Source organism: Nocardia carnea, from assembly GCF_029868325.1.
Classification (GTDB): domain Bacteria; phylum Actinomycetota; class Actinomycetes; order Mycobacteriales; family Mycobacteriaceae; genus Nocardia; species Nocardia carnea_C.
Map to the genome: position 1 here is coordinate 1 of NZ_JARWNW010000053.1, position 25,551 is coordinate 25,551.

15 protein-coding genes and 1 pseudogene are annotated in these 25,551 nt (G+C 67.8%); 7 read left to right on the forward strand and 9 right to left on the reverse strand.

The window, feature by feature from the left end; translation table 11 throughout:
• Nucleotides 1-148: 148 nt before the first annotated feature.
• Nucleotides 149-757 carry a recombination mediator RecR gene (gene recR, locus QH196_RS02775; protein WP_033243904.1) on the reverse strand — a complete coding sequence of 203 codons (609 nt, stop codon included), beginning with the start codon at nt 755-757 and terminating at the stop codon, nt 149-151.
• Nucleotides 758-776: 19 nt separating this feature from the next.
• On the reverse strand, nt 777-1,109 hold the full coding sequence (locus QH196_RS02780) for a YbaB/EbfC family nucleoid-associated protein (RefSeq protein ID WP_033243903.1): 333 nt from the start codon (nt 1,107-1,109) through the stop codon (nt 777-779).
• A gap of 200 nt (nt 1,110-1,309) precedes the next feature.
• Between QH196_RS02780 and QH196_RS02785 the strand changes: the two genes are divergently transcribed.
• Nucleotides 1,310-1,663, forward strand: a complete 354-nt coding sequence (locus QH196_RS02785; RefSeq protein ID WP_280414156.1) for a VOC family protein — start codon at nt 1,310-1,312, stop codon at nt 1,661-1,663.
• 160 nt (nt 1,664-1,823) lie between these two features.
• Here QH196_RS02785 and QH196_RS02790 read toward each other — a convergent pair whose 3' ends face one another.
• A complete protein-coding gene (locus QH196_RS02790) occupies nt 1,824-2,258 on the reverse strand; it encodes an SRPBCC family protein (RefSeq protein ID WP_280414157.1) in 435 nt (144 codons plus the stop codon).
• Between the two features lie 356 nt (nt 2,259-2,614).
• On the opposite strand from QH196_RS02790, the gene QH196_RS02795 reads away from it, so the two are divergent.
• Both QH196_RS02795 and QH196_RS02800 read left to right on the forward strand, forming a co-directional pair.
• The gene (locus tag QH196_RS02795; protein ID WP_280414178.1) at nt 2,615-4,051 is read left to right on the forward strand and encodes an FAD-binding oxidoreductase; all 1,437 of its coding nucleotides are present in this window, start codon (nt 2,615-2,617) and stop codon (nt 4,049-4,051) included.
• Complete coding sequence (locus QH196_RS02800) at nt 4,048-5,364, forward strand: class I SAM-dependent methyltransferase (RefSeq protein ID WP_280414158.1); 1,317 nt, start codon at nt 4,048-4,050, stop codon at nt 5,362-5,364. The genes QH196_RS02795 and QH196_RS02800 overlap by 4 nt, the downstream gene beginning before the upstream one ends.
• Before the next feature lies 1 nt (nt 5,365).
• Here QH196_RS02800 and QH196_RS02805 read toward each other — a convergent pair whose 3' ends face one another.
• The 4 genes and pseudogenes from QH196_RS02805 to QH196_RS02820 form a co-directional block, all read right to left on the reverse strand.
• Complete coding sequence (locus tag QH196_RS02805; RefSeq protein ID WP_280414179.1) at nt 5,366-8,998, reverse strand: serine/threonine-protein kinase; 3,633 nt, start codon at nt 8,996-8,998, stop codon at nt 5,366-5,368.
• A gap of 993 nt (nt 8,999-9,991) precedes the next feature.
• Nucleotides 9,992-12,142, reverse strand: a complete 2,151-nt coding sequence (locus QH196_RS02810; RefSeq protein ID WP_280414159.1) for a 3-hydroxyacyl-CoA dehydrogenase NAD-binding domain-containing protein — start codon at nt 12,140-12,142, stop codon at nt 9,992-9,994.
• 44 nt (nt 12,143-12,186) lie between these two features.
• A complete protein-coding gene (locus QH196_RS02815) occupies nt 12,187-13,398 on the reverse strand; it encodes an acetyl-CoA C-acetyltransferase (RefSeq protein ID WP_280414160.1) in 1,212 nt (403 codons plus the stop codon).
• A 1,956-nt stretch (nt 13,399-15,354) separates the two neighbouring features.
• A pseudogene (locus QH196_RS02820) lies at nt 15,355-16,920 on the reverse strand (DNA polymerase III subunit gamma and tau); the annotation flags it as partial.
• Between the two features lie 136 nt (nt 16,921-17,056).
• On the opposite strand from QH196_RS02820, the gene QH196_RS02825 reads away from it, so the two are divergent.
• Together QH196_RS02825 and QH196_RS02830 are read left to right on the forward strand one after the other, a co-directional pair.
• On the forward strand, nt 17,057-19,333 hold the full coding sequence (locus tag QH196_RS02825; protein WP_280414161.1) for an MMPL family transporter: 2,277 nt from the start codon (nt 17,057-17,059) through the stop codon (nt 19,331-19,333).
• Nucleotides 19,330-20,025, forward strand: coding sequence for a TetR/AcrR family transcriptional regulator (locus tag QH196_RS02830; RefSeq protein WP_280414162.1), 696 nt, complete (start codon nt 19,330-19,332; stop codon nt 20,023-20,025). The genes QH196_RS02825 and QH196_RS02830 overlap by 4 nt, the downstream gene beginning before the upstream one ends.
• Nucleotide 20,026: 1 nt before the next feature.
• Here QH196_RS02830 and QH196_RS02835 read toward each other — a convergent pair whose 3' ends face one another.
• The gene (locus tag QH196_RS02835) at nt 20,027-20,938 is read right to left on the reverse strand and encodes a neutral zinc metallopeptidase (protein WP_280414163.1); all 912 of its coding nucleotides are present in this window, start codon (nt 20,936-20,938) and stop codon (nt 20,027-20,029) included.
• Nucleotides 20,939-21,261: 323 nt separating this feature from the next.
• Here QH196_RS02835 and QH196_RS02840 point away from each other — a divergent pair, with 323 nt between their 5' ends.
• Nucleotides 21,262-22,860 carry a DUF2207 family protein gene (locus tag QH196_RS02840; RefSeq protein ID WP_280414164.1) on the forward strand — a complete coding sequence of 533 codons (1,599 nt, stop codon included), beginning with the start codon at nt 21,262-21,264 and terminating at the stop codon, nt 22,858-22,860.
• A gap of 290 nt (nt 22,861-23,150) precedes the next feature.
• On the opposite strand, the gene QH196_RS02845 is transcribed toward QH196_RS02840, so the two are convergent.
• Complete coding sequence (locus tag QH196_RS02845; protein ID WP_280414165.1) at nt 23,151-24,431, reverse strand: ROK family protein; 1,281 nt, start codon at nt 24,429-24,431, stop codon at nt 23,151-23,153.
• Between the two features lie 659 nt (nt 24,432-25,090).
• On the opposite strand from QH196_RS02845, the gene QH196_RS02850 reads away from it, so the two are divergent.
• Nucleotides 25,091-25,465, forward strand: coding sequence for a hypothetical protein (locus tag QH196_RS02850; RefSeq protein WP_280414166.1), 375 nt, complete (start codon nt 25,091-25,093; stop codon nt 25,463-25,465).
• The last annotated feature ends 86 nt before the right edge of the window (nt 25,466-25,551 follow it).

The window sequence follows — 25,551 nt, forward strand, 5'->3', positions numbered from 1 at the left end:
AGTCTGGATCCCGAGGTCGTCGCGAACCCGCCGCTGCGCCGGGGCGGCCGCCGCGCGGCCCCCCCCCCCCCCCCAGCCCAGGGGCCGCCCCCCCCCCCCCCCCACCCCCCCCGCCCCCCCCCCCCCCCCGCCAAAATTACAGCCAAAGTTACAACCTGCGGCGGCCGGAGAATGCGCGGCCGAGAGTCAGTTCGTCGGCGAACTCGAGGTCGCCGCCCATGGGGAGGCCGGAGGCCAGGCGCGTGACGGTGAGTCCCGGGAAGTCGCGCAGCATTCGCACCAGGTAGGTCGCGGTGGCTTCGCCTTCGGTATTCGGGTCGGTGGCGATGATGACCTCGGTGACGTCCACGCCGTCGTCCTGGTTGCCGATCCGGGTGAGTAGCTCCCGGATCCGTAACTGTTCGGGTCCCACACCGCTGAGTGGGTCCAGTGCGCCGCCCAGCACGTGGTAGCGGCCGCGGAATTCGCGGGTGCGTTCGATGGCCGGTACGTCCTTGGGTTCCTCGACCACGCAGATCATGCTGCGGTCGCGGCGGGGGTCCGCGCAGATCCGGCACAGTTCGCCGTCGGCGACGGTGCCGCATTGCACGCAGAATCGCACACCGTCGCGGATCTTTTGCAGTACCGCCTGTAGCCGGTCGATCTCCGGCGGTTCCACCTGCAGCAGGTGGAAGGCGATCCGCTGGGCGCTCTTGGGGCCGACGCCGGGTAGTTTGCCCAGTTCGTCGATGAGATCCTGAACCGGACCTTCGTACACCGCGATACCTCGGTACGGCTCAGAAGCCGGGCAGGCCCGGCGCACCGCCGCCGCCGGCCAGCGGGCCCAGGCGCTCGGCCGCCAGCTGCTGGGCGTTGGCCATGGCCTGGTTGATCGCGCCGATCACCAGATCCTGCAGTGTCTCCACATCCTCGGGATCCACCGCCTTGGGGTCGATATTCAGCGACAATACTTCGCCGGTCGCTTTGATCGTCACCTTGACCAGGCCGTTTCCCGCCTGCCCCTCCACTTCGGCAGCAGCGATCTCGGCCTGCGCCGCCATCATCTGCTCCTGCATCTGCTGGGCCTGCTGGAGCAACTGCTGCATATCGAACTGACCATCGGGCTGCACGGCATTCCTCTCTACGGACGGGTCGTGATTCAGCCTAGTGGGCGCGGCTCCGCATTCGCTCAGGCCATGCGCCGAACATGCCGGTGCGGCGGATCGGCCGGTAACGACTCCGCCACGCCGTGGATCCGCGGATCGGCGGTTTCTTGTCGGTGGGCCGGTGAATGATGCGGGCAAACATCCGTTCGAGGACAGGAAGAATCATGGCACCGACGATTGCCGCCACCACCTACGATTGCGCGGACGCCGCCGCACTGGCGGGTTTCTACGCCCGCCTGCTCGACCATCCGGTCGATCCGGATGCCAGCGAATTCGTCGCCACCGTCGGCCGCGAATCCGGGCTGACCCCGCCGCTGATGTTCCTGCAGGTGCCCGATCGGACTCCGGGCAAGAATTCGATCCACCTGGATCTCATGGCCACCGATCTGGCGGCCGAGGTGGAGCGGGCCGTGGCACTGGGTGCGAAGCATATCGGCGATTTCGACGAGCACGGCTTCCGGTGGGCCACGCTGGCCGATCCGGAGGGCAATCTCTTCGATATCGCCATCCATTCCTGAGCCGGTTTCCTGCTTCGACCGTAACCGCGGTCGTAGCTGCCTCGTGGCCGTGGGCCGGCGCTGTCCGGCCCACGGCCGGGGACGATTCCCGGCGAGGTCCGGCCCGCGAGTGGCGGTCACGGTCGGTCCGTGTGGCCACCCGTGGGCCGGATCGGCTGTATCAGCCGAGTTCGCGGTTCAGGTTGGCCAGCACCTCGGCCTGGATCTTGCGCAGACCCAGCGGGGCGAAAATCCCCTCGAAGATGCCGGCGATTCCACCGGCGCCCTGCCAGGTGGTTTCCAGGGTCACGGTCGACCCGGCGCCGGCCGGGGTGACCTTCCAGGTGTTGACCAGCGTGGAGTTGGCGTCTTTCTCGGTGACCACGGTATCGGCCACGGAGACCTGGGCGCGGATATTGCGGACTCGTTTCTCGGTGGCCTGCAGGGTCCACTCGGCCACGGTGCCGTCGCCCTGGCCGCCCTCCACCACCTTGTAGTCGCGATAGTGCGCGGAGAGAATCTTCGGCCGCATCTCCGTGTAGTCGGTGATGGCCGCCAGCGTGCGCTGCGGATCCGCCCCGACCTCGATCGAACTGCCGGCCTTGACCTGTCCCACTTGAACACTCCTTATACGGATGGGTTCTGACAGCACCATCCTGCCCTGTGTCCATCGGACACGCCGCGCCAGCCCGGTAATTACGGACAAATGTCATAAAGCCGACTATTCAACAAACTCTCCCGAAACGGCTACACAATGGATAACACAGCATCCGATTCGGGCCCACCCGAACCGAACGCGACCAACAGCGACACGTGTTCGGCACAGCACCTTGAAGGTTTTGGTTCGTCCACGCGACCGAACCTTCCGCGCGGGGGCACGCCCCAATGACACAAATATGTGACATTTCAATCTTGATGATCCCCCCGCGCTGGCCGACCAAGACCATGTAGGACTAGCGTCTAGACGTGGCAATGAGTCTGTTGGGGAAGGCCGGCCACGGTCCGGCCGCAAATGAATCCGGGTTCGCCGCATATCGAGCAGGTGTCGACCGCCTGCTCGCGAGCTACCATGCGATCCCGGCCGATGCCGATGTCCGATTGGCCAAGAAGACCTCCAATCTGTTCCGGGCGCGGGCGAAGAACACCGCACCGGGGCTGGACGTCTCGGGGCTGACCCGGGTGATCGAGGTGGATCCGCAGGCGAAAACCGCCGAGGTCGCGGGAATGACCACCTACGAGGATCTGGTGGCCGCCACCCTGCTGTACGGGTTGGCCCCGCTGGTGGTGCCGCAGCTCAAAACGATCACCCTGGGCGGCGCGGTTACCGGGCTCGGGATCGAATCCAGTTCCTTCCGCAACGGCCTGCCGCACGAATCGGTGCTGGAGATGGAGGTGCTCACCGGCGCGGGAGAAATCGTCACCATCACCCCGGACGGCCCGGATGCCGAGCTGTTCCGCGGGTTCCCGAACTCCTACGGCACCCTGGGGTACACCACCCGCCTGAAGATCGAACTGGAATCGGTGCCCCCTTATGTGGCGTTGCGGCATCTGCGGTTCCACGATCTGCGTGAGCTCGAAGCCGCACTGGATCGGATCGTGCTGGAGCGCAGCCACGACGGGGAAGCGGTCGATTACCTCGACGGCGTGGTGTTCAGCGCCGGGGAGAGCTACCTGACGCTGGGGCGGCAGACCGATGAACCCGGCCCGGTCAGCGATTACACCGATATGGATATCTACTACCGGTCCATCCAGCACGACGGCCCGGAGCCGAAACGGGACCGTCTCACCATCCACGATTACCTGTGGCGCTGGGATACCGACTGGTTCTGGTGCTCGCGCGCATTCGGTACACAGAACCCGAACATCCGCCGCTTCTGGCCGAAACGGTACCGCCGCAGCAGTTTCTACTGGAAACTTATCGCCCTCGATCACCGCTACAACATCGGTGACAAACTCGAGGCGCGTAAAGGAAATCCACCGCAGGAGCGCGTGGTGCAGGATATCGAGGTACCGGTGGAACGCACCGCGGATTTCATGGAATGGTTCCTGCGCGAAATCCCCATCGAACCCATCTGGCTGTGCCCGCTGCGGCTGCGCGATACCGGCGCCGCGCCCGGAACCCAGCCGTGGCCGCTGTATCCGCTGAGGACCGGCCGCACGTACGTGAACATAGGCTTCTGGTCGGCGGTGCCGAAATCGCCCGGCCGGATAGATGGTGCGGCAAATCGCGCCATCGAGAAAACCGTCACCGAATTCGACGGACACAAATCCCTGTACTCGGATTCATATTATGAACCCGAGGAGTTTGCCGCTCTGTACGGCGGTGAGAGATACAAAGAATTGAAGAAACGCTACGATCCCGGCCAGCGCCTGCTGGATCTGTATTCGAAGGCGGTGCAACGCAGATGACGACATTTAAGGATAGATCCGATGCTTTTGCGGATCTGGGCACCCGGCTCAGTATCGCCGAAGTCGTCGAGACCTTGGTCGACGGCGATGTTCCCATCAAGCTGACCGCCTACGACGGCAGCACCACCGGCCCGGTGGATTCCGAGTTCGCGCTCGAGATCCGTAATCCGCGCGGTATCAATTATCTCGCCAACGCACCGGGTGATCTCGGTCTGGCCCGCGCCTACATCTCCGGGGATATGGACGCCGCGGGGGTGCACCCCGGCGACCCCTACGACATCCTCGCGGCGATGACGGACCTGAAGTTCAAACGTCCGTCGGCGCTTTCGCTGGTGGCGATCGCCCGCTCGCTGGGCTGGGAGCGGTTGCGCCCGGTACCACCACCGCCGCAGGAGACGGTGCCGCGGTGGCGCCGGATCGCGATGGAGGGTCTGCGGCATTCCAAGGCCCGCGATGCCGAGGTCATCCACCATCACTACGACGTCTCGAACACCTTCTACGAGTACGTGCTGGGTCCCTCCATGACCTACACCTGTGCGTGTTACGGCGAACGGGATTGGACGCTGGAGCAGGCCCAGGAGAACAAGTACCGGCTGGTCTTCGAGAAGCTCCGGCTGAAGGAGGGCGACCGGCTGCTCGATATCGGCTGCGGCTGGGGTGGCATGGTGCGCTACGCCGCCAAGCGCGGAGTCCGCGTCATCGGCGCGACCCTTTCGGCCGAACAGGCCGCGTGGGCGCAGAAGAAGATCGCCGAAGAAGGACTGAGTGATCTCGCCGAGGTGCGGTATTCGGATTACCGCGATGTGCCCGAGGGCCAGTTCGACGCGCTGTCCTCGATCGGGCTCACCGAACATATCGGCGTCCACAACTACCCGTCCTATTTCCGGTTCATCCAGAGCAAACTGCGCGACGGCGGCTTGTTCCTGAACCACTGCATCACCCGGCCGGACAACACCCGCGCCACGAAGGCGGGAGATTTCATCGACCGCTATGTCTTCCCCGACGGGGAGCTCATCGGCTCCGGTCGCATCATCAGCGATATCCAGAATGTCGGGCTCGAGGTTCTGCACGAGGAGAACCTGCGCGAACACTACGCGCTGACCCTCACGGAATGGTGCAAGAACCTGGTGGCCAACTGGGATGCCTGCGTCGCCGAAGCAGGCGAGGGCACCGCGAAGGTGTGGGGCCTGTACATGGCGGGCAGCCGGTTGGGATTCGAGCGCAATGTGGTGCAGCTGCACCAGGTGCTCGGGGTCAAACTGGGCAGCTCTGGTAAACCGGAGGTACCGCTGCGCCCCTGGTGGCAGCCCTAGATCAGCTCAGTAGCTCGTCCAGGAAACGGATCGGGACACGGTTCTCACCGAGCGTGCGAACCGTGTCCGTCCCGTCCGGGGTGGACACCGGTAGATCGTCGCGCAGCACCCGCAGGATCTCGAGGACCGCCGGCCCCGCATCCAGCAGCGGCCTGGTCCAGCCGAGTTCCGCGCAGGTGGCGACCACCGGCGCCAGCAGCGCGGCGGCCTCGCCGACCCAGCCGGCCGCGGCCAGCGATTCGGCGAGCAGCAGCGAGAGGTCCAGCTCGGCGCGGGGCCGGGCCTGTTCCCGCGTGCGGCTTTGGAGGGCTCGCGCATGCCGGGCCGCGCGTTCGTGTTCCTGCCGGGTACCGCCGGCCAGCAGTGCCCGGATGGTGGCGACCTCGCCGGCCTCCATATCCAGGACCGACGGGACCACCGGGTGCTCGGGTTCGCGGCGGGGTTCGGAGAAGTCGCCGGCGACAGCCGCGGTGCTTTCGGGGGCACGATCGGGCGCGATCACGCCCAGCCGGAACTGCTCGGCCCGGATCTGCGCAGCCAGCCGGGTCAGTTGATGGTCCGCGGCGATCCGCGCGCCTTCCCCCAGCCGCACCGCGGCCGCCGGTAGATCACCGAGTAGCGCCTTCACCCGGGCGCCGGTCACGATGGTGGCGATCAGGGATTCGATCGGACCGACCCGCGCGACCAGCTGGTAGGACTCGTCGAACAGTTCCTCGGCGGCAGCCAGATCACCGCGCCGGTATTCGAGTTCGCCCAGCAGTCCGGCGGCGGTGCGCACCCCGTGCGAGCGCGGACCCGACCTCATCTGAGCGGTCTTGTACGCCTGCCGGTAGGCACTCAACGCCACCGCGATATCCAGCTGCTCGTAGGCGATGAGGCCGCGGCCGCACCAGGCGAAGATCTCACCGAGCGGCTCCCGGGAGCGTTCCTGATACGGTCGCGCCCATTCCAGCATTTCGCTCGCCGCCCGATAGTCGAATTCGCAAATTCGCACGTAGGCGTGGATATTTGCCGCTGTGGCGACAGTCCAGGCGGGCAATTCGCCGGGGTGGCGCAGCGATTCGGAGACTTGTTCGAGTACACCCGCGGAGCGGTCGTGCGAGATCTCGTCGGCCGCGGCCAGTACATCGGCCTGGCAGCGCTGTTTGCGCACCTCCCCGTCGCCCTCCGGGCTGCGGGACAGCACATTCGACAGCCGATTCAGCGCCGAACGGGCCGCGGTGGACTGTTGGAGATTCACATTCGCCCGCGCGACCGCCATCAGCAGCTTCGAACGCGAGGCCACCTGCTGGACGGGAAGTTTGGACACCGAACCGAGCAGTGTCGCGACCCGCGAACCGTCGACCAGATCCATCCCGCCGTTCTCGAGCAGGTCCAGCGCCGTCTTGAAATCGGTCCCGGCCAGCGAATGGTCCACCGCGCGGCGCAGCAGCTGGTGTTCGGCATACCACCGGGCGGCCCGGCGGTGCAGGGTTTTCACCCGGCCCGGATCCGTCCGGTCCAGGCGGGCCCGCAGATATTCGGCGAACAACGGCTGCATCTGGAACCATTCCGGTTCGGCGTCGGCGCGGCGCAGGAACAACTCGCGCCGTTCGGCCTGCTCCAGTAGCCGCGGCGCCTCGGAATTACCGGTGAGCGCGATGGCCAGCGAACCGTTCGCCTGCTCGGCCACCGCGATCACGGCGAGGAAGTCGAGCATCTCGGGTTCGAGGGCATCCAGCACGTTCTCGGCCAGGTATTCACGGATACCGTGCCCGCCCTCGGACAGGCGTTCCACCAGGACAGCCGGATCGGGATCGTCGCGCAGCGCGAGGCTGATCAGCTGGATCGCGGCGGGCCAGCCGTCGGTGGCGGTGTACAGCCGGTCCAGCTGTTCGTCGTCGAGTGCGAAACCGTTGCGGCGTACCAGGATCTCCCCGACCTCGGCGCGGGTGAGCCGCAGCTGCGCGGAATCGACCTGCACCAGTTCGTCGTTCATCCGCATCCGGCCGATGGGCAGTTCCGAGGGATCGCGGCTGGTCACCACGAGCCGCAGATGGTGGCAGCCGCTGTCCAGCAGACTCGACAGCACCCGTTTCGCGCCGGGATCGGAAAGCCGATGCCAATCGTCGATGATCACCACCACCGGTTCTCCGCTGGTGTGCAGTTCGGTGATCAGGCTGGATACCGCGATGGTGACCGAATCCGCGGGCCGCTCCTCGAGCATCTGGCCCAAACCTGCCCCGATATCGGGCCGCACCCGGTGAATGGCCTCGATGAGGTGGGCGAGGAACCAGACCTCGTGGTCGTCGCCGCTGTCGATCCCGATCCAGGCGACCGGCAGTCCGAGCCCCTCCAGTTCGTCGCGCCACTGCGCCGCCAGCACGCTCTTACCGAAACCGGCCGGCGCGTGGATCACGGTGAGCCGGCGTTCCACACCGGTGCGCAGGACATCCAGCAGCCGTGGCCGGCGCACCGGTTCCCGGGGCGGCGTCGGTGGCCGGAACTTCGTGGCCGGGCTCGGCGGCAGGGTGCCCGGAGACCGCCGGCGGGCGGCCGCCGCAGCATCGCGCCGGCCGGAAGTGCTGCCGCGCGGGCCGGTCTCGCCGGTGGTGCGCCCCGGACGTGCACCGGCGCCGCTCATCCAGCCGGCGGCCGTCGGCGGCAGCAGCGGCCAGCTGCGGCGGGCGGTCACCGCGGGCGGCTGCCGGTCGTGTGCCGGCGGCCCGGTTTCCACCGCGGTGATCTCCGGGTCCAGTAACGCCATATCGTCCGGGACCTGCCCGTGCGCTATCTGTACCTCTCGCAACGTCTCACCGAACTCGTAGGCCGAGGCCGGGCGGTCCTGCGGGTCCTGCGCCATCGCCGCTTCGATCGCGGCGGCCACATCGGCCGGTATGTCCTGTTCACGAAGGTCGGGCACCGGTTGCGTGGTGATCCGCAGGAATTGCGCGACCACCCGCTCGCCGGCCTGCCGTTCGAATGCCGCATGACCGGTGAGCAGCGCGAACAATGTCGCGCCCAGGCCGTACACATCGGATCGGACGGTGGGTTCCTCGCCCTTGAGCACCTCGGGCGCGGTGAACGCCGGGGACCCGGTGATCTGACTGTCCGATGTGCGGAAACCGCCGGGCATCCGGGCGATCCCGAAATCGGTGAGCTGGGGTTCGCCGTACGAACTGAGCAGTACATTGGCCGGTTTCACATCGCGGTGCAGGATCCGCGTCCGGTGTGCGCTCTCGATCGCCCCGGCGAGTTTCACTCCGGCACGGAGGGTATCGGCCCAGCTCAACGGGCCCAGATCATGGACGAGACGTTCCAGCGACCCGTGCGTCGCGAACGGCATCACGATGAACGGCAGGCCGGCGGCCGTCACATCCACCTGCAGGATGTCGACGATATTCGGATGCCCGGACAGCCGGCCCATCGCGTGCTCCTCACGCAGGAACCGTTCCCGGCTCTCCGGGTCCAGATCCGACGACAGCACCTTCACCGCGACCACTCGGTCCAGTGCCCGCTGCACACACCGGTATACGACGCCGAAGCCGCCGCGGCCGATCTCCTGGGCCTCGGTCAGCCCCATGGCGGCCAGGTCTTCGACGATGCGCTCCGGTTCGGCGCCCGCGGCCTCCGGGCCCGGCCCCGGAACTGCCATGGTGGGTTCGGGACCGCCGCTGTCGGGCTCGGCGCCGCTGGGCTCATCGCTACCGGACTCGGCACTGCCGGGAGCGGCGTCGTCGGATTCCCGGGGCCCCTCGGCGCCCGGATGCGCCGCCCGTTCCGCGGCCCCCGGGCCGGACCTACCGCTTTCCACCCCAGCGCTTTCCGGCTCGGCGTCGGAAGTGACGTAGGAGTCCTCCGATTCGCGGCCCGGTGGGCCCGAACGCGTTCGTGGAATCATCTCACCACCTCGCACTCGTCACGAACCGGCTGCGGTGGGGTACGCCGCGGCGGCGCCGTTCCGGTATCCACTTCCAACGTAGCGCGCGCAATACCCGGATGCGCGGCTTTCCTCCTTGCTCGCGTGTTGACTTCGCATCAAGGGCGTTCCCGCCCCGCGCGACCGTCGAATACGCAGGTCGGCGATGGTCTGTATGCAGTTCTGAGCGAACCCTCGCCGTCGCGCTGTAAGCCTCGGCGGCACATCTATCGGGCGGCCGCCGGACAAGCCGGCTGATAAAGGTATATCCCCGGCATCCGACAACAAACCGGCATCGCCGCCCCGTGCGCCTTCGGTTCCAGTAGATTTATCGGTCCCGCCCGCCCATCCGTTGCCGTATTCCTGGCGAGCCCGCGAAGTTTCCGTCCGGCTCCCCCACCGAACGCTGCAACAACACGCCGAGGGCAACGGGACCCCTGGGCGTGTCGCCCACAGACGGCCGTGTACCCCGACGACGGGCCGACTTCGATCCCAGCGTGCCCAGCGGCGGTGCCGAGTCCAGCGAGGCCCCGAGAGGTTTTGGCCCGTCCCTGCAGTCCGTGCTCGATGCGATGCGGCGCAGCCGCGAGTGTCGAGTGCGGACAGCAGGGACCAAGGGGGCCAAAACCCGCGGCGCCGCAGGCGCCGCCAAAAACACAGCCCGCCCCACAGTCGAAGTGGGGCGGGCTGTGCCGGCCGAACGGTCCGGACTGTTCGCCCGGACCGGGACTACTTACGCAGCGAGGCCGGGACCTCGAAGCGCTTACCGTACTTCTTCGCCAGTTCGTCGGCCCGCGCCACGAAGGCTTCCTGGCCGCCGGGGTAGCCGACGATGAACTGGTGCACGCCACCGGTCCAGGCCGGGTACCCGATGCCGAAGATCGAGCCGATGTTCGCGTCCGCAGTGGACTCGAGCACGCCTTCGTCGAAGCACTTCTGGGTTTCGATGGCCTCGATGAACAGCATGCGGTCGATCAGGTCCTGCAGCGGCACGCCGAAACCCGAGGTGGTCTTGAAGTGCTCGCGCAGCTGCGGCCAGATGTTGAGACGCTTGCCGTTTTCGTCGTACTCGTAGAAACCGGCCTTCTCCAGACGACCCGGGCGACCCTGCTCGACCATGTAGTCGACCACGTCGATGGCCGGGTGCCGCTCTTTGCCCATGGCGGCGTCGCCGGCCTTGGCAGCCTCTTCGGTCTCCCGGGCGATCTTCTGCATGAGCTTCATGTTCAGCTCATCGGTCAGCTGCAGCGGCGGCGCCGGGTAGCCCGCCTGCGAGCCGGCCTGCTCGATGGTGGCGGGCTCGATGCCCTCACCCAGCATGGCGATCGCCTCGTTGACGAATGTGCCGATCACGCGGGAGGTGAAGAAGCCACGGCTGTCGTTGACGACGATCGGGGTCTTCTTGATGGCGAGGGTGTAGTCGAACACCCGGGCCAGGGCCTCGTCGGAGGTCTTCTCACCCTTGATGATCTCGACCAGCGGCATCTTGTCGACCGGCGAGAAGAAGTGGATACCGATGAAGTCCTGCTCACGCTTGACACCCTTGGCCAGGCCGGTGATCGGCAGCGTGGAGGTGTTGGAGCCCAGCAGCGCGTCCGGGGTGACGATATCCTCGATCTCCTGGAACACCTTGTGCTTGAGCTCGGTGCTCTCGAAGACCGCCTCGATCACGAAGTCGACGCCGTCGAAATCGGCGACGTCGGCGCTCGGCTTGATCCGGTCGAGCAGCGCCTTGGACTTCTCCTCGGTGGTCTTGCCCCGGGACAGCGCCTTGGCCTCGATCTTCTCCGAGTAGCCCTTACCGCGTTCGGCCGCCTCGAGGGTGACGTCCTTCAGCACGACCTCGTAGCCGGCCTTGGCGGAGACATAGGCGATACCGGCGCCCATCATGCCCGCGCCGAGCACGCCGACCTTCTTGATCTCCCGCTTGGGCACATCGTTCGGCCGCGAACCACCGTTGTTGATGGTCTGCAGGTCGAAGAAGAACGCCTGGATCATGTTCTTCGCGACCGGCCCGGTGAGCAGGTGCACGAAGTAGCGGGACTCGATCAGCGAGGCATCGTCGATGCCGACCTGCGAGCCCTCGACCGCCGCGGCCATGATGGCGCGCGGGGCAGGCATATTGGCGCCCTTGAGCTGCTTGCGCAGGTTGGCCGGGAAGGCCGGGAGCTGAGCGGCGAACGCCGGGCTGGCGGGGGTGCCACCCGGGATCTTGAAGCCCTTCTTGTCCCATGGCTGCACGCCGCCCTCGGGGTTGGCCTTGATCCACGCCTTGGCGGCGGGCACCAGTTCGTCGATCGAGCCGACCAGCTCGTCGACCAGGCCGATCTCCTTGGCCTTGGCCGGCTTGTTCCGCTGGCCCTGCAGCAGCACCTGCATCAGCGCGTTCTGCAGGCCGAGCATGCGCACGGTGCGGATGATGCCGCCACCGGCGGGCAGCAGGCCGAGGGTGGCCTCGGGCAGGCCGATCTGGCAGCCGGGGACGTCGGCCGCGATCCGGTGATGGGTCGCCAGCGCGATTTCCAGGCCACCGCCCAGCGCGGCGCCGTTGATGGCGGCCACGACGGGCTTGCCGAGGGTCTCCAGCCGGCGCAGCGCCGACTTGATCTCGCCCAGCTCTTCCATCAGTTCCGGGCCGTTGTCCGGGCCGACCTGCATCATGTTCTTCAGATCGCCGCCTGCGAAGAAGGTCTTCTTCGCGGAGGTCAGCACGACACCGGTGATGTCGTCCTTCTCGGCCTCCAGCCGGTCGATCGTCGCGGTCATCGACTTCTTGTAGAGGTCGTTCATCGTGTTGGCGCCCTGGTTCGGGTCGTCCATCGTCAGTACGACGATGCCGTCCGAATCCTTCTCCCAACCGATCATGTTGGCTTCGCTCACGGTTTTTCTATCTCCTCGGGAAATATGAGACTCGGTCGGTCGCGTCAGACGCGCTCGATGATGGTGGCCACACCCATGCCGCCGCCGATGCATAGCGTGACGAGGGCACGGCGGGCGCCGCGGCGCTCCAGTTCGTCGACCATGGTGCCGGTGATCATGGCACCGGTGGCACCCAGCGGGTGGCCCATGGCGATGGCGCCACCGTTGACGTTCAGCTTCTCGTCCGGGATCTGCAGATCCTTCTGGAACTTCAGCGCGACCGAGGCGAAGGCCTCGTTGATCTCGAACAGATCGATATCGTCGACGGTCAGACCGGCCTTGGCCATCGCCTTATGGGCAGCCGGGGTGGGGCCGGTGAGCATGATGGTGCTGTCGGCACCGCTGGTGGCGGTGGTCACGATACGGGCGCGCGGGGTCAGGCCCGAGGCCTTGCCTGCCTCTTCGGTGCCGACCAGCACGAGCGCGGCACCGTCGACGATGCCGGAGCTGTTACCGCCGTGGTGGACGTGGTTGATCTTCTCGACGAAGTGGTACTTCTGCAGCGCCACGGCATCGAAGCCGCCCATTTCACCGATACCGGCGAACGACGGGTTCAGCTTGGCCAGATCCTCGAGGGTGGTGCCGGGACGCATATGCTCGTCGCGATCCAGCACGGTCAGGCCGTTCATGTCCTTGACCGGGACGATGGACTTGGCGAAGTAGCCGCCGGTGGTCGCCTTGGCGGCCAGTTCCTGCGAGCGCACCGCGTAGGCGTCGACGTCTTCCCGGGAGAAGCCCTCGATGCTGGCGATCAGGTCGGCGCTGATGCCCTGCGGCACAAGGTAGGTGTCGTAGTTGGTGGCCGGGTCGAGCATCCAGGCGCCGCCGTCGGAGCCCATGGGGACGCGCGACATGGATTCGACACCGCCGGCGAGCACCAGATCGTCGAATCCGGAACGCACCTTCTGCGCGGCCATGTTCACGGCTTCCAGGCCGGAGGCGCAGAAGCGGTTGATCTGCACGCCGCCGACGGTGTCGGGCAGCCCCGCAGCGAGCACAGTGGTGCGGGCGATATCGCCGCCCTGGTCAGCGACCGGGGAGACGACGCCGAGGATCAGGTCCGAGATCCGGTCCTCGTCCAGGTTCGGGAAGCGGTTGCGCAGCTCCTGCACCAGGCCGGTGGTGAGATCGATCGGCTTGACCGAATGCAGCGACCCCTTCTTGTTGCGGCCGCGCGGGGTGCGGATGGCCTCGTAGATGTAGGCCTCTGTGGTCATATCGGAGTGTTTCCTTCCTAGGAATACGCCCGCCCGCACCTGGCGGAGCAGACGCGAGTTACCTCGCCGACCGGCCGTTCGACCGACCGTCCGTATTCAGTTGGCATAGCGCCGGCGGGCCGGAGAACCCACGCGGGCATACGCTGTACAAACCACGGCACGAACCAGCGGACGGGTATCCGGCGGCCCGCTCGTCAGGGCCCACCATAGAACCTCGTCTCGCGGAAGTCCGCAGCCACCCGCCCATAGTACCGCCGGATGCGAACTCCGGTTAACTTAACGTGGTCGAACCGGTGCTTGTCAACCATTCAACGGGGTGGCGCCCAGCTCACTCGCCAGCAATTCCAGAGCGACCTCGTCCGGATCGCGCCGCTGCCCCGGATCGACCGGCCGCGCGGCGTCGGCAAGCATCTCCTGCTCCTCCTCCGGAGTGGAGGCCGGAACGGCACCGGATCCGTAGCCGTAATCGTCGGGGCCCGGGTCGTCCGGGAGGTCCGGATAGTCCGGCGGCGGTATGTCGTCATAGGGATTCCCGGCGCCGCCCGCGCCGGAATCACCGGGCTCCGCCGCACCGGGATCAGCGGCAGCCGAACCGGCCGCGCGGGCCTGACTGGGCCGGGAAAACCGGGGAGGCGCGGCCCGCCGCCCGGACGCACCCGGCGCCCGGTTCGGCCCGGCCTCCCCGTTACCGGCTCCGGCCGGCGCCGCTCCCCCGGCACCGGCGGCCTCCGTATCGCGGCCGGCAGTGGATTCCCCGCGGCCGGTATCGCTGTCACCGGCACCGGGCCGGCCGGTCCACGTCCGGCGTGGGCCGGCTCGACGGCCCCCCTCGGAATCTCCGGAATCGGTATCGCCGGACCGCCGACCGCCGCGTTCCCGGCCTCCGGGGCCCCGCGAGACCTGCTGACCGGCCACCACCCATCGCACCGGATGTTCGTGCCCGAGCACCGCCGCGACCGCCGACCGGACGGCCCCCATCGGCTGGGGCTGGGACAGCCGCTGCACCAGCGCCGCATGATGGGCGAGGACGATCTCGCCCTGCTCGACCCCGGCAACCGTCGCACCCGAGGTGAGCATCGCGCCGATGGTCGGCCCGAACTCCCGGACCTTCACCTTGATATCCGCCCAGGCGGCCTCCACGGCCGCCAGCAGTTCGGTGTCGGCATCCGCGCCGACCGGCCGGGCGGGCGCGGTCGATTCGGTATCGGGCCGGCGGGAATCACCGCGATCCGCGGCGGAACCGTCCATGCCTGCGCCCGTCGCCGCACGTTCCCGATTGCCTTCGTGGCCGCTCTCGGCTACGTCGGCACTCACACGATCCCGGCTGCCGGGCGCTGCCTGAGCCCCGGCACGACCTTCCGCGCCGGCTCCTTCCCGCTCACCGGCAGCGGCCTGTGCTTCCGACGGACCTCCCGCATCGGCGCCGCCGATCACGCGATCCGGTCCACCGGTCACCTGCGCGCCCGCACGACCTGCCTCCCCGGCTCGGCCCGCCTGATGATCCCGCTCACCAGCAGATCCCTGTGCTCCCGGCGGATTTCCCTCGCGATCCCGATCACCGGCGTCCGCCTGCGCGACAGCACGGCCGTCCTCACCGGTGCGGCTGTCCCGCTCACCAACGGATGCCCGAACCCCCGGTGCGTCTCCCGCACCGGCACCGGTCGTCGCGCGATCCTGGCCGGGCGCTTCCGGAGCACCGACACGCTCGTCCGCACCGGCTCCCGCCGCTGGAGACACCCGAACGTCGGCAGACGACCGAGCTCCCGGCCGATCTTCCGCACCGGCACCGGCGCTCGAAGGATCCCGATCATCCGGCCCGACCCGCGCGACAGCACGATCCCGATCTCCCGGGCCGGTCTGCGCGGGCAAACGAGTTCCACTGTCCGTGCCGTTCGCCGCCCGAGTATCCACACTGCCCGCATCGTCAGGGCCCGCCGCCGGGCTGTTGCCTCCGGCTTCCGGAGCGCCTTGCGGCTGCCCGGAGCCGCCGGGTTCTGCAATATCGGGCCGCGCCGCGTCCGTCGGCTGCGATGGTCCCGCGGGCCCGCCGCCCGCAGGCGCTCGATGTGGGTCGCCTCCGGGTGACGCGACCGTCGCATCGGCCGACTCCTGTGCCGCAGAGGCTGTTTCGGTCCGAGGATGCGATTCCGCCGGTCGCGGAGCGGGGCCGGGAGTGTGGGCGCCCGGCGGGGGCCCGGCGGCGGGGCCGCCGGATGTGTGCGCAGTCTTGGATTCGCGCAGCGCCGCCAGCGCCTCGGCCCCGCGTCGGCGGGACGGGTCCGCGGCCGGACGGGCTGGGGGCGGGGGCGCACCGCCGGACCCCTGCCCAGGCTCCACGGCGGCACCGGCCGGGGCCGCCACAACTCCGGAGGCAACCTGCCGCTCCAGCTGTTCCAGCCGCTGCAGGGTTGCCGCATCGGAAGTATCGGCCGCGGGCAGCAACATCCGGGAACACACGACCTCGAGCAGCAGCCGCGGCGCGGTGGCACCGCGCATCTCCCCCAGACCGGCATGCAGGAGTTCGGCGCAGCGGGTGAGCGTCGCGGGACCCAGCCGGGCGGCTTGATCGCGCATCCGGTCCAGCAGATCGCCGGGTGCGGCGACGAGACCGCGTTCGGTGGCATCGGGAACGGCCTGCATCAGGATCAGGTCGCGTAGCCGTTCGAGCAGATCCACCGCGAAACGGCGGGGGTCGTGCCCGGCTTCCATCACCCGGTCCACCGTGCGGAACAGCGCGGCACCGTCGCCGGCGGACAGCGCGTCGATCGCATCGTCGATCAACGCCACATCGGTCACCCCCAGCAGCGCGACGGCGCGCGTATAGGTGACGCCGTCGCTGCCGGCGCCCGCGAGCAACTGGTCGAGAACACTCAAACTATCCCGCGGGGACCCACCACCGGCCCGGATGACCAGCGGATACACCGCCTCGTCCACCGGTACGTGCTCCTGGGCGCAGATATCGCCGAGCAATCCCCGCATCGTGGCGGGCGGTAGCAGCCGGAACGGGTAGTGGTGGGTGCGCGACCGAATGGTCGGCAGCACTTTTTCGGGCTCGGTGGTGGCGAATACGAAGATCAGATGCGCCGGCGGTTCTTCGACGATCTTGAGCAGCGCATTGAACCCGGCGGTGGTCACCATATGCGCCTCGTCGACGATGAACACCCGGTAGCGGGATTCGGCGGGCGCATAGAAGGCGCGGTCGCGCAGTTCCCGGGTGTCGTCCACGCCGCCGTGGCTGGCCGCGTCGAGTTCGATCACATCGAGATTCCCGCCGCCGCCCGGCGCGAGGGATACGCAGGAGGCGCAGGTACCGCACGGCGTCGAGGTGGGGCCTTCCACGCAGTTCAGCGACCGCGCCAGGATCCGGGCGGACGAGGTCTTGCCGCATCCGCGCGGACCGGAGAACAGGTACGCATGACTGATCCGCCCGGTATCGAGCGCAGTACACAGCGGGTCGGTGACATGCTCCTGGCCCACGACGTCAGCGAACGTTGCCGGTCGGTACTTCCGGTACAGAGCCACGCGGAGAGTGTAGGTCGCGACTACGACGTGTGGGGGCTCGGCCCGTCGGCGGACCACGCGGGCGGAAGGGTCTTCCATCGATGGGTTAACAGCGTTACGCTAACGCCACTAACCTATCGACGCGGGGGTCCTGCACATGCTGATCCGAATCGCACAACTCGTCACGAGATCTCCGCGGGCGATACTCGTCGGCGCACTGGCCGTCGCGCTGCTGTGCGGCGTCTTCGGCGCCACCGCGGCGTCGGGACTGAAATCGGGCGGATTCGTCTCCTCCGATGCCGAATCGACGCAGGCCACGGAGTTGCTCGCGGATAATTTCGAAGGCGCCGCACCCAATTACATCCTGCTGGTCGACTCCCCGGAAGGTGTCGATACACCCGCTGTACAGGCCCGGGCACAGGCGGCCGTCGATACGATTCGCGCGCATCCCGGCACCACCAGCGTCCAGTCGTACTGGACCGCGCCCTCGCCCGCGGTGGCCTCGGCACTTCGCAGCACCGACGGCAACTCCGGGCTCATCGCCGTACATCTGGCCGGCGATGAAACCCAGATGCAGGAAGCCGCGGGTGAGATCAGCGCGCAGGTGACCGGCACCACCGACGGGGTCACTATCCGGGCAGGTGGCGCGGCCGCCACCTTCCACGAGGTCAACGAGCAGATCACCCACGATCTGGCGGTCGCCGAGGCCGCCGCCATACCGCTGACCCTGATCGTGCTGATACTGGTGTTCGGCAGCCTGGTCGCGGCGTCGCTGCCACTGCTGGTCGGCTTGTTCGCGATCGCCGCCACACTGGCGATCCTGCGGCTGTTCACGCTGTTCACCGATGTGTCCATCTACGCGATGAACCTCACCACCGCACTCGGCCTGGCACTGGCGATCGACTACAGCCTGTTCATCGTGAGCCGGTTCCGGGAGGAACTCGCGGGCGGCCTGGATCCCCGCGCCGCGACCGTGCGCGCCCTGCAGACAGCGGGCCGCACTGTTCTGTTCTCCGCCCTCACCGTGGCACTGTCGCTGTCGGCGATGCTGGTGTTCGACCTCTACTTCCTGCGTTCGTTCGCCTATTCCGGCGTGGCGGTCGTGGTGGCCGCGGCGGCGGCCTCGGTGATCGTGCTGCCGGCGGCGCTGGTACTGCTGGGTCACCGGGTGAACGCCCTGGACTTACGCGCACCACTGCTGCGTTTGTTCGGGCGCGAGCCGGCGCCGCTGGGCGCCATGGTCCCGGAACAGACAGGCTGGTACCGGCTGGTCCTGCGGGTGATGCGGTTCGCGGTCCCGGTATCCGTGGTGATCGTGGCGCTGCTGCTGGCGCTGGGATCGCCGTTCCTGTCCGTGAAATTCGGCTACCCCGACGAGCGCGTACTCCCGGAGACCGCCGCCAGCCGGCAGGTGGGTGACGAGGTGCGGGCCGAGTTCCCGCGGGCCGATCCGGGCGGCAACACCACGATCGTGCTGGACGGCTACCAGAACGAACAGGGTGTCGGCGCCTACGCGGCCCGGTTGTCCGAAGTCGACGATGTCACGGGTGTGCTGTCCAGCGCGGGCGTCTATGTCTCCGGTAACCGGCTCGCGCCCACCCCACCGGGAATGGCCAACGACACCGGCACCTATCTGACCGTGAACACCTCCCTCGACCCGTTCTCCCCCGCCGGGGGCGATCAACTGGCGGAGCTGCGGGCGGTACCGGCACCGGCGCCCCCGCTGTTCTCCGGCGCCGCCGCGATGAACGAAGATTCCCTCGACGCACTCGCCGACCGGCTTCCCCTGGCGGCACTCCTCATCGTGCTGGCCACGTTCGTCGTGCTCTTCCTGTTCACCGGCAGCGTGATCCTGCCGCTGAAAGCGCTACTGCTGAACACCCTTTCACTGACCGCCGCATTCGGTGCCATGGTGTGGATATTCCAGGACGGCCACCTCGAAGGCCTGCTCGGCTTCACCGCCGTCGGCTACCTGGTGCCGACCATGCCGATCCTCATGTTCTGCCTGGCCTTCGGCCTGTCCATGGATTACGAGGTGTTCCTGCTGTCGCGGATCCGGGAGGAATGGCTGCGCCGTCGCGCCGGCCGCACCGGCGGCGAATTCGCGGCGGAGGACAACACCGCCTCCGTCGCCATCGGCGTGGCCCGCACCGGCCGGATCTTCACCGCCGCCGCCGTGCTGATGGCCATCGTGATCGGCGCACTGGCCACCTCGCAGGTTTCGTTCATCCAGCTGATGGGGCTGGGTTTGACGTTGACGGTACTGGCCGACGCCACCATCATCCGGGCGCTGCTGGTACCGGCGCTGATGCGGATGATGGGCCCGCTCAACTGGTGGGCCCCGAAACCGCTGGCCCGCCTGCACGACCGGTTCGGGCTCGGCGAGGAAACCGAACCGCGGCCGGCCGCCGCCGAACCACCGGTGCGGGTATGACCGGGCGGCCGCGGTCACCGCGCGGAACCGGTGGCCGCCTACGTGCGGAAATCATCGCCGCGACACGCGAACTACTCGAACGGACGGGCAGTGTCGAGGCCGTATCCATCCGTGCGGTCGCGGGGATGGTGGGTGTCAGCGCACCGTCGATCTACCGGCATTTCGCCGATAAGGACGCGCTGATCGAGGCCGCGGTGGCCGAGGTCTTCGAGGCGTTGAACACCGCCATGCAGGCCGCGGTGGACCCGGCCGATCCGCCGCCACTGCGGCTGCGGCGGCTCGGCCTGGCCTATATCCGTTTCGCCCTCGACCATCCCGAGCAGTACCGGCTGGCCACCATCCCCACGAATACCCACGGCGCGGTGGACCTCGTCCTGACCAGTGGTGCCTTCCGGTTCTTCGCGGCCACGGTCGAAGAGGCCATGGCGAGCGGGTTGATCGACCGCGGCGACCCGACCCCCCTGGTTCTGGAACTCTGGGCCGCCGCGCACGGTATCGCCTCCCTGCTGCTGGCGAAACCGTTCCTGCCATGGGGAGATCCGATGGCCGTGGCGGCCCGGGTGCTCGACGCGGCCTGCGCCGGACACGTCGTCACCGAATTGATCGGTCCCGAGGCAGGTCCGGAAGAAATGACGGACTGGCTGACCGGTCTACGACACCGGGTGCGCGGCACCGGAACACCCACGGACTGATTCAGCTCACCGCATCATCCGGCGCGGTGAACGTATTGCACTGGGCCGTCCGGTTGTGCTCTACACCGAGCCCGAACCAGCGGCCACCGTTCTCCGGCGTGCCGTGATCGCGCATATCGCCGCTTTGATCACCACGGTTGTCGGCGTCGGTGCGCGCCTGCGACATCTGTTCGGCGGTCAGCGAACCACCGTCGGCCGAGGACACCAGGTACATACCGTCGAAACAGTTGGCCTGCAGCTCGACCCGCCGCGACAGCTCCAGGCCGTCCGGGCTCTGCGCACCCACATCGACACGTTCACCATTGGCCGCGAGCAGGATGCCGGACAGGTTCTGGATGTGGTGGCCGTATTCGTGCGCGAACACCGACAGGTAGACCACCCAGTTGTCCCCGTAGTAATCGGTTTGCAGCTGGCTGATCGGCATATACACGGTGCGATTGGCGGGACAGTAGAAGGCGGCGAAATTACTGGTCGAGCCGGTGCACGGGGTCGATATGCCGTCCGTGGTGGCCGATACCTCGACGGTCGGCGGTTCGAACGGCAATCCCGCGGCTTCCAGTACCGGCCGCCACGCCGCCTCCAGGCATTTCTCGGCGCTGCCGAAAAAGGCGCGCGCCGTTTTCTCGTCGGTCGACCACTCGGTGTAGGGACAGTCGGCGGGGATGAGGGTCGCGTCGGTATCGATGAGCAGCGGGTTGGTGCCGGTCTCGGACGGTCCGGTCACGCCCGTGTCGTAACCGCGGTCGGGTTGCGGTCCGAGCACGCTCAGGCCACCCGAATCCAGTGCTCCGCGGGCCAATGCCGCCACCACGAACGCGATGATCGCCAGAAGTATCCACAGCGTCCGGGCGCCACCACGCCGCGGCCGGGGCGCACGGCCACGCGGCGGCCGCTGCGGGACGGGCGGTGGCATGGGCGGGGCGACGATCGGCCGGTATCCCGGTATCGGACCACGCTGCGGCGGCGGACCGGGCCGCGGCGGATAACCGGGCCGCTGCTGCGGCGGATAGCCCGGCGCGGCCGGATATCCCGGGCGCATACCGTGCGGTGGCGGCTGCTGCGGCCGGCCCGGCGGGGGGCCGTACGGCGGACGCCCGTGTGATGGGAGCGGCTGTCTACCAGGAGGAACCGGTCCACGTTCATAAGGTGGTCGAGTCACTCCCCCGGTCCCTCTCGAATTCTCCGAACGCCAACAGCCGCTGACGCAGGATAGCAAGCTGTCTAAAGTTACGGACCATGCTCACTTTTCGGGGGGGCGCCGCGGCGCTACTACTCGCACTGACCGGATTGTTCACCCTGTTCACGCCCACCGCCCGGGCACAGGAACCCGCCGGTGTGATTCTGAACCTGGACATGACACTCAGCCGCGAGGGCGTCCTCGAGGTGACCGAGCGGGTGACCGTCCCACCCGGTGAGCAATTCACCATGTCCCTGCCGCTGCGGGTGCAGATCAGTGAGGATTCCGAACGCCGGTTCGCGGTCACCGATATCGAAACGACCGGTCCCGGAACCGCGCAGGTGGCCGATGACCTGTTCACCATCGAGGCCGGGCCCGGCGAATCGACCTTCCGCTACTCGGTGCAGAACACCGTCAGCGACGCCGAAGGCAGCCAGGTGTTCCGCTGGTTCGGGGTGCTCAACGTCGATATCGCCGAAATCCACGCGAGTCTGATCAGCCCCAGTTTCGAAATGGGCATCGTGGACTGCCTGCTGGGGCCGATCGGTAACACGCGGCCCTGCGCCCAGGTGCACATCGAACCCGACGGGGTGCTGTACCTGGACCAAACGAACCTGCGCAAGGGCGAATCGGTCGACCTCACGCTGCAGATCCCGCCCGGCACCGTACCGTCGAACGCCGATATCAGCGGACCCGGCAACTCGCCGTTCGCGATCACCGGTCCGGTCCTCATCGCTTTCGCCCTGCTGCTGGCCGCCTTGGCTGCACTCGCCGCCTATATCGTCTGGGCCCGCCGGCAGACCGGTGCCGCCGAACCGATGCAGCCGCTGGTCCACGCCGAGGGCCGCACCCAGTTCAGCTCCCCCGCGGGCATCCTGCCCGGCGAAGCGGGAGTTCTGCTCGACGGGCACGCCGATACCACCGATATCGCCGCCACCGTCGTCGACCTGGCGGTGCGCAATTACCTCTGGATCGGGCGCATCGGCGAAACCCAGTGGCGGATGATCCGGGTCAACCCGGCCGACGACCAGCTGCGGGCCTACGAGCGAGCGATCTACGACGCTCTGCTCCCCGCGGGTACCGACGAGGTCACGGTCGCCGATCTGGGTGCCCCGGGCCGGCTCACGACCGAACCACTACGCGGCACGATGCTCGGCGACGCGGTGGAACGTGGCGCGTTCATCGACCCGGCGCGCCGCCGCATCCCGCTCTGGCTCGGCGCAGCCCTGATCGTGCTCGGGGCCGGGGTAACCATCGCCGCGGCGCTGCTTTCCGGCCACGCGCTGGTGGGCGTTGCGATCGCACTCGCCGGCGCCGGACTGCTCGCCGCCCAGCGCTTCCTGCCCACCCGCACCGCCTACGGGCGCGCACTCACCGGCCAGGTGCGCGGACTGCAACAGGGCCTGGAACAGGTGAACAGCGCGCAGATCCCCGCCGGCGACCGGGAACTGGTGTTCTCCCGCGGACTGCCCTACATGATCGTCTGGAGCCGCGCCGACAACTGGGTGCGCACGTTCCGCGATATCGACCCGTCCGCCGACGACGATCCCGGTCTGTACTGGTTCGGCGGTTTCGAGGGCGACCGGGACCTGCACCGGTTCGCCGGGCACTTCCCGTACTTCATCACCGCGGTGGAAGGCGTGTTCTCGGCGCGCTGACGTGCGGGCCCTGTTCTTGCGGTCCCACTCCGATCTCCACCATTGCGAACCCCGCTCGCGGGTGCGATCGCGAACTCGAATCGACCCGAGACCGGGCAGAGCCACCGAGCGTTGGATGCCGTGATCACCGACCGGATCGCGGACCGTCCGATATGGCGTGTCTGCCCGGCAGGAAGCTGCCGGCTTGCACCCTGTCGGTGCCGGTGAAACTGTCCCGGACGGCGTAGGAAACCGAGGTGCATACCCCGGGTCGGGGTATGCACCGACAACGCCCGAAAACCGCGGTGCTGTCAGGCCTGGATACGGCGCAGCGCAGCAACAGGATCGGCGTAAAGGGCGCTCAGCGAAGTGACCACGGCCGCGAACTCCTGCACCTTCGACGCGTAGCCGGTGACACGGATATCGGTGGGCGGCAGTACCGTCGCCTCGTTGAACGAGTGCGCCACATGCGCCAGGCCGGGACGATAGGTGGTGAAGGCCTGTCCGCCGAGCACCACACGGTCCGGGTTCAGCATATCCCGCACCAGGGCGACCGTCCGCCCGAGCACGGTGGCGCGTTCGGCGAGCAGCTCGCGGGCCGGTTGCGAACCATTTACCGCGGCGCGGTAGAGATCGCCGATGGTGGAACTGGCTTTTCCGTTGTACGCGGGAATGATTCCGCGGCCCACCGCACGCGCGTGCAGCGCGCGATCGCTGACGGTGGCCTCCAGGCAGCCGCGACGGCCGCACTGGCATTCGACATCGGAGCCGGTCGGAAGGTGCGCAATCGAACCCGGACCGTTGTTCGGGGTGTGCACGCGACCGTCCAGGGTTACCGAAATTCCCACCATCTCACGGACATAGAAGTACAGGCTGCTGCCGTGCGCGGGCGCTTGTTCCGGCCCCTCGGGCGAATCCTGCTGTCCGCCGGGCAACAAGAGCTCCGCCGCGGCCATCGCCTCGACATGGGGCGCCACCGAGATCGGCAGGCCGAGCACCTCGCTGAACACCGCACCCACCGGCGCCGCCTGCCAGCCGAGTTTCGGATGGTCGACCACGCCGGTGCTCGGATCGACCCGGCCGCCGATCGCCACGCCCACCCATAGCGGAGTGCGCCGATACCAGCGCTGCAGAAAGGATTTCGCGCTGTGCGCGACAGTTTTCACCGCGAACTCCTGACCGGTCTGCGGAGTGGCGATGGTGAGCCCGCCGAGGATGCGCCCTCGTAGATCGGCGACCACGATGCGGGTGGACGCAGAGCCGATATGGATACCCAGGGTGCCGAAGGTGTCGATATCCACCTCGAACGGAACGCGGGGCCGCCCGACCGCACCGGAGGCGGTCAGGTCGGCACGTTCGCGCAGCAGTCCGGCGGTGAGCAGCGCGGAAACCTGGCGATTGACGGTGGCGATACTCAATCCGGTGGCGCGGGCGGTTTTATCGCGGAACACCGGCCCGGTGGTGGCCGACCGCAGCACGGCGGCGGCGGGGTTATCGGAGATCCGCAGGTCCGGAGGCACGACGGGCCGGGGAACACGGGTACGGGTGGTGGAAGCCTGCGACGCAATGCGTTCGGCGGTGCGGACAGCCATATGATTTCCTCGATTATTCCGGCTACGCCGGTATATGCCTACAGATGCTGCAACGAGGCGGCGAGTGGATCGGAATCGCTCAACCGCGGCGGCGGGAGCAACACAACTCACGGCTCAGCGGCAAGCGCAGACCGAGCGCGGCGGTCACATATGTGACCGGCTTCGGTGTGGTGCCGCTGGTAGACATAACAAATAAATTAACACCCGCTACGGCGCCGCTCCAAGAGATTCGTTCGCGCCGCATCCGGAATCCGGGCGTTTCTCCAGCTCAGGGACTGATTCTCGGCGAGCCGTCCGGCCGCGGCACATCGGTCGCCCGCCTGGACCGGCGACCGGAAAATGTGTCCGGGAGGCATGACCGGACGACCGTATCCGCCGGTTGTCCGATATCCGCAAACATCGGGTCGATCACCGGCGTCCGGCGCTCGCATATTCCCCGAGAATTTCCGGAGAATATTCTTGCAGGGCGAATGCCGACATATTGTCCGGAATTATCCGGGGAATATTCTCCATGACGGCACGGAGAATCGGCGCCGGCGTCCGGCCAGGCCCACCCGGCCCCGGAACGATCCCGCACACGGGGCACATCGACCCTGGTCCGGGACCTTTTCCGCTGATATGCTCCGACCACGAGGCGGGGAGTCCGAAGGGGGAAGACGATGTCCGTACCAGAACTGGGGCAGCAGGCGGGGATTCGGCTGTACGAATCCGCGCGGGCCGGGGAATTCCATATGTCGGCGGATGCGGCCCGCGAACTCGCCGCCTCCTGCGATCGGCTCGTCGAACGCGTGCAGCAGGCCAGAACCGGCGCCGCGGACCTCACCCGGGTGTCCGGGTTTCCGGACCTTCCCTCGGGACGGGCGCTGACCGCGGGGTTCGACACGAAGGGCCGGGAGCTCTTCGAGATACTCGACGCTTTCGAACAGGCCACCCTCCGCCACAAGGCTGCCTACCTGGCCGCGGCGGCACTGTTCGACGAGGCCGATGCGGCGAACGGCGCTGCTCTGGCCGCTGCGCTGGCGGATACCCCCTGAAGTACGGCATCATATCGAAACACGCAGGGGTGCAAAAGAATTGAAACCACCGGTCCGGATCGCGTTTTCGGCGTTCGCGGACCGAC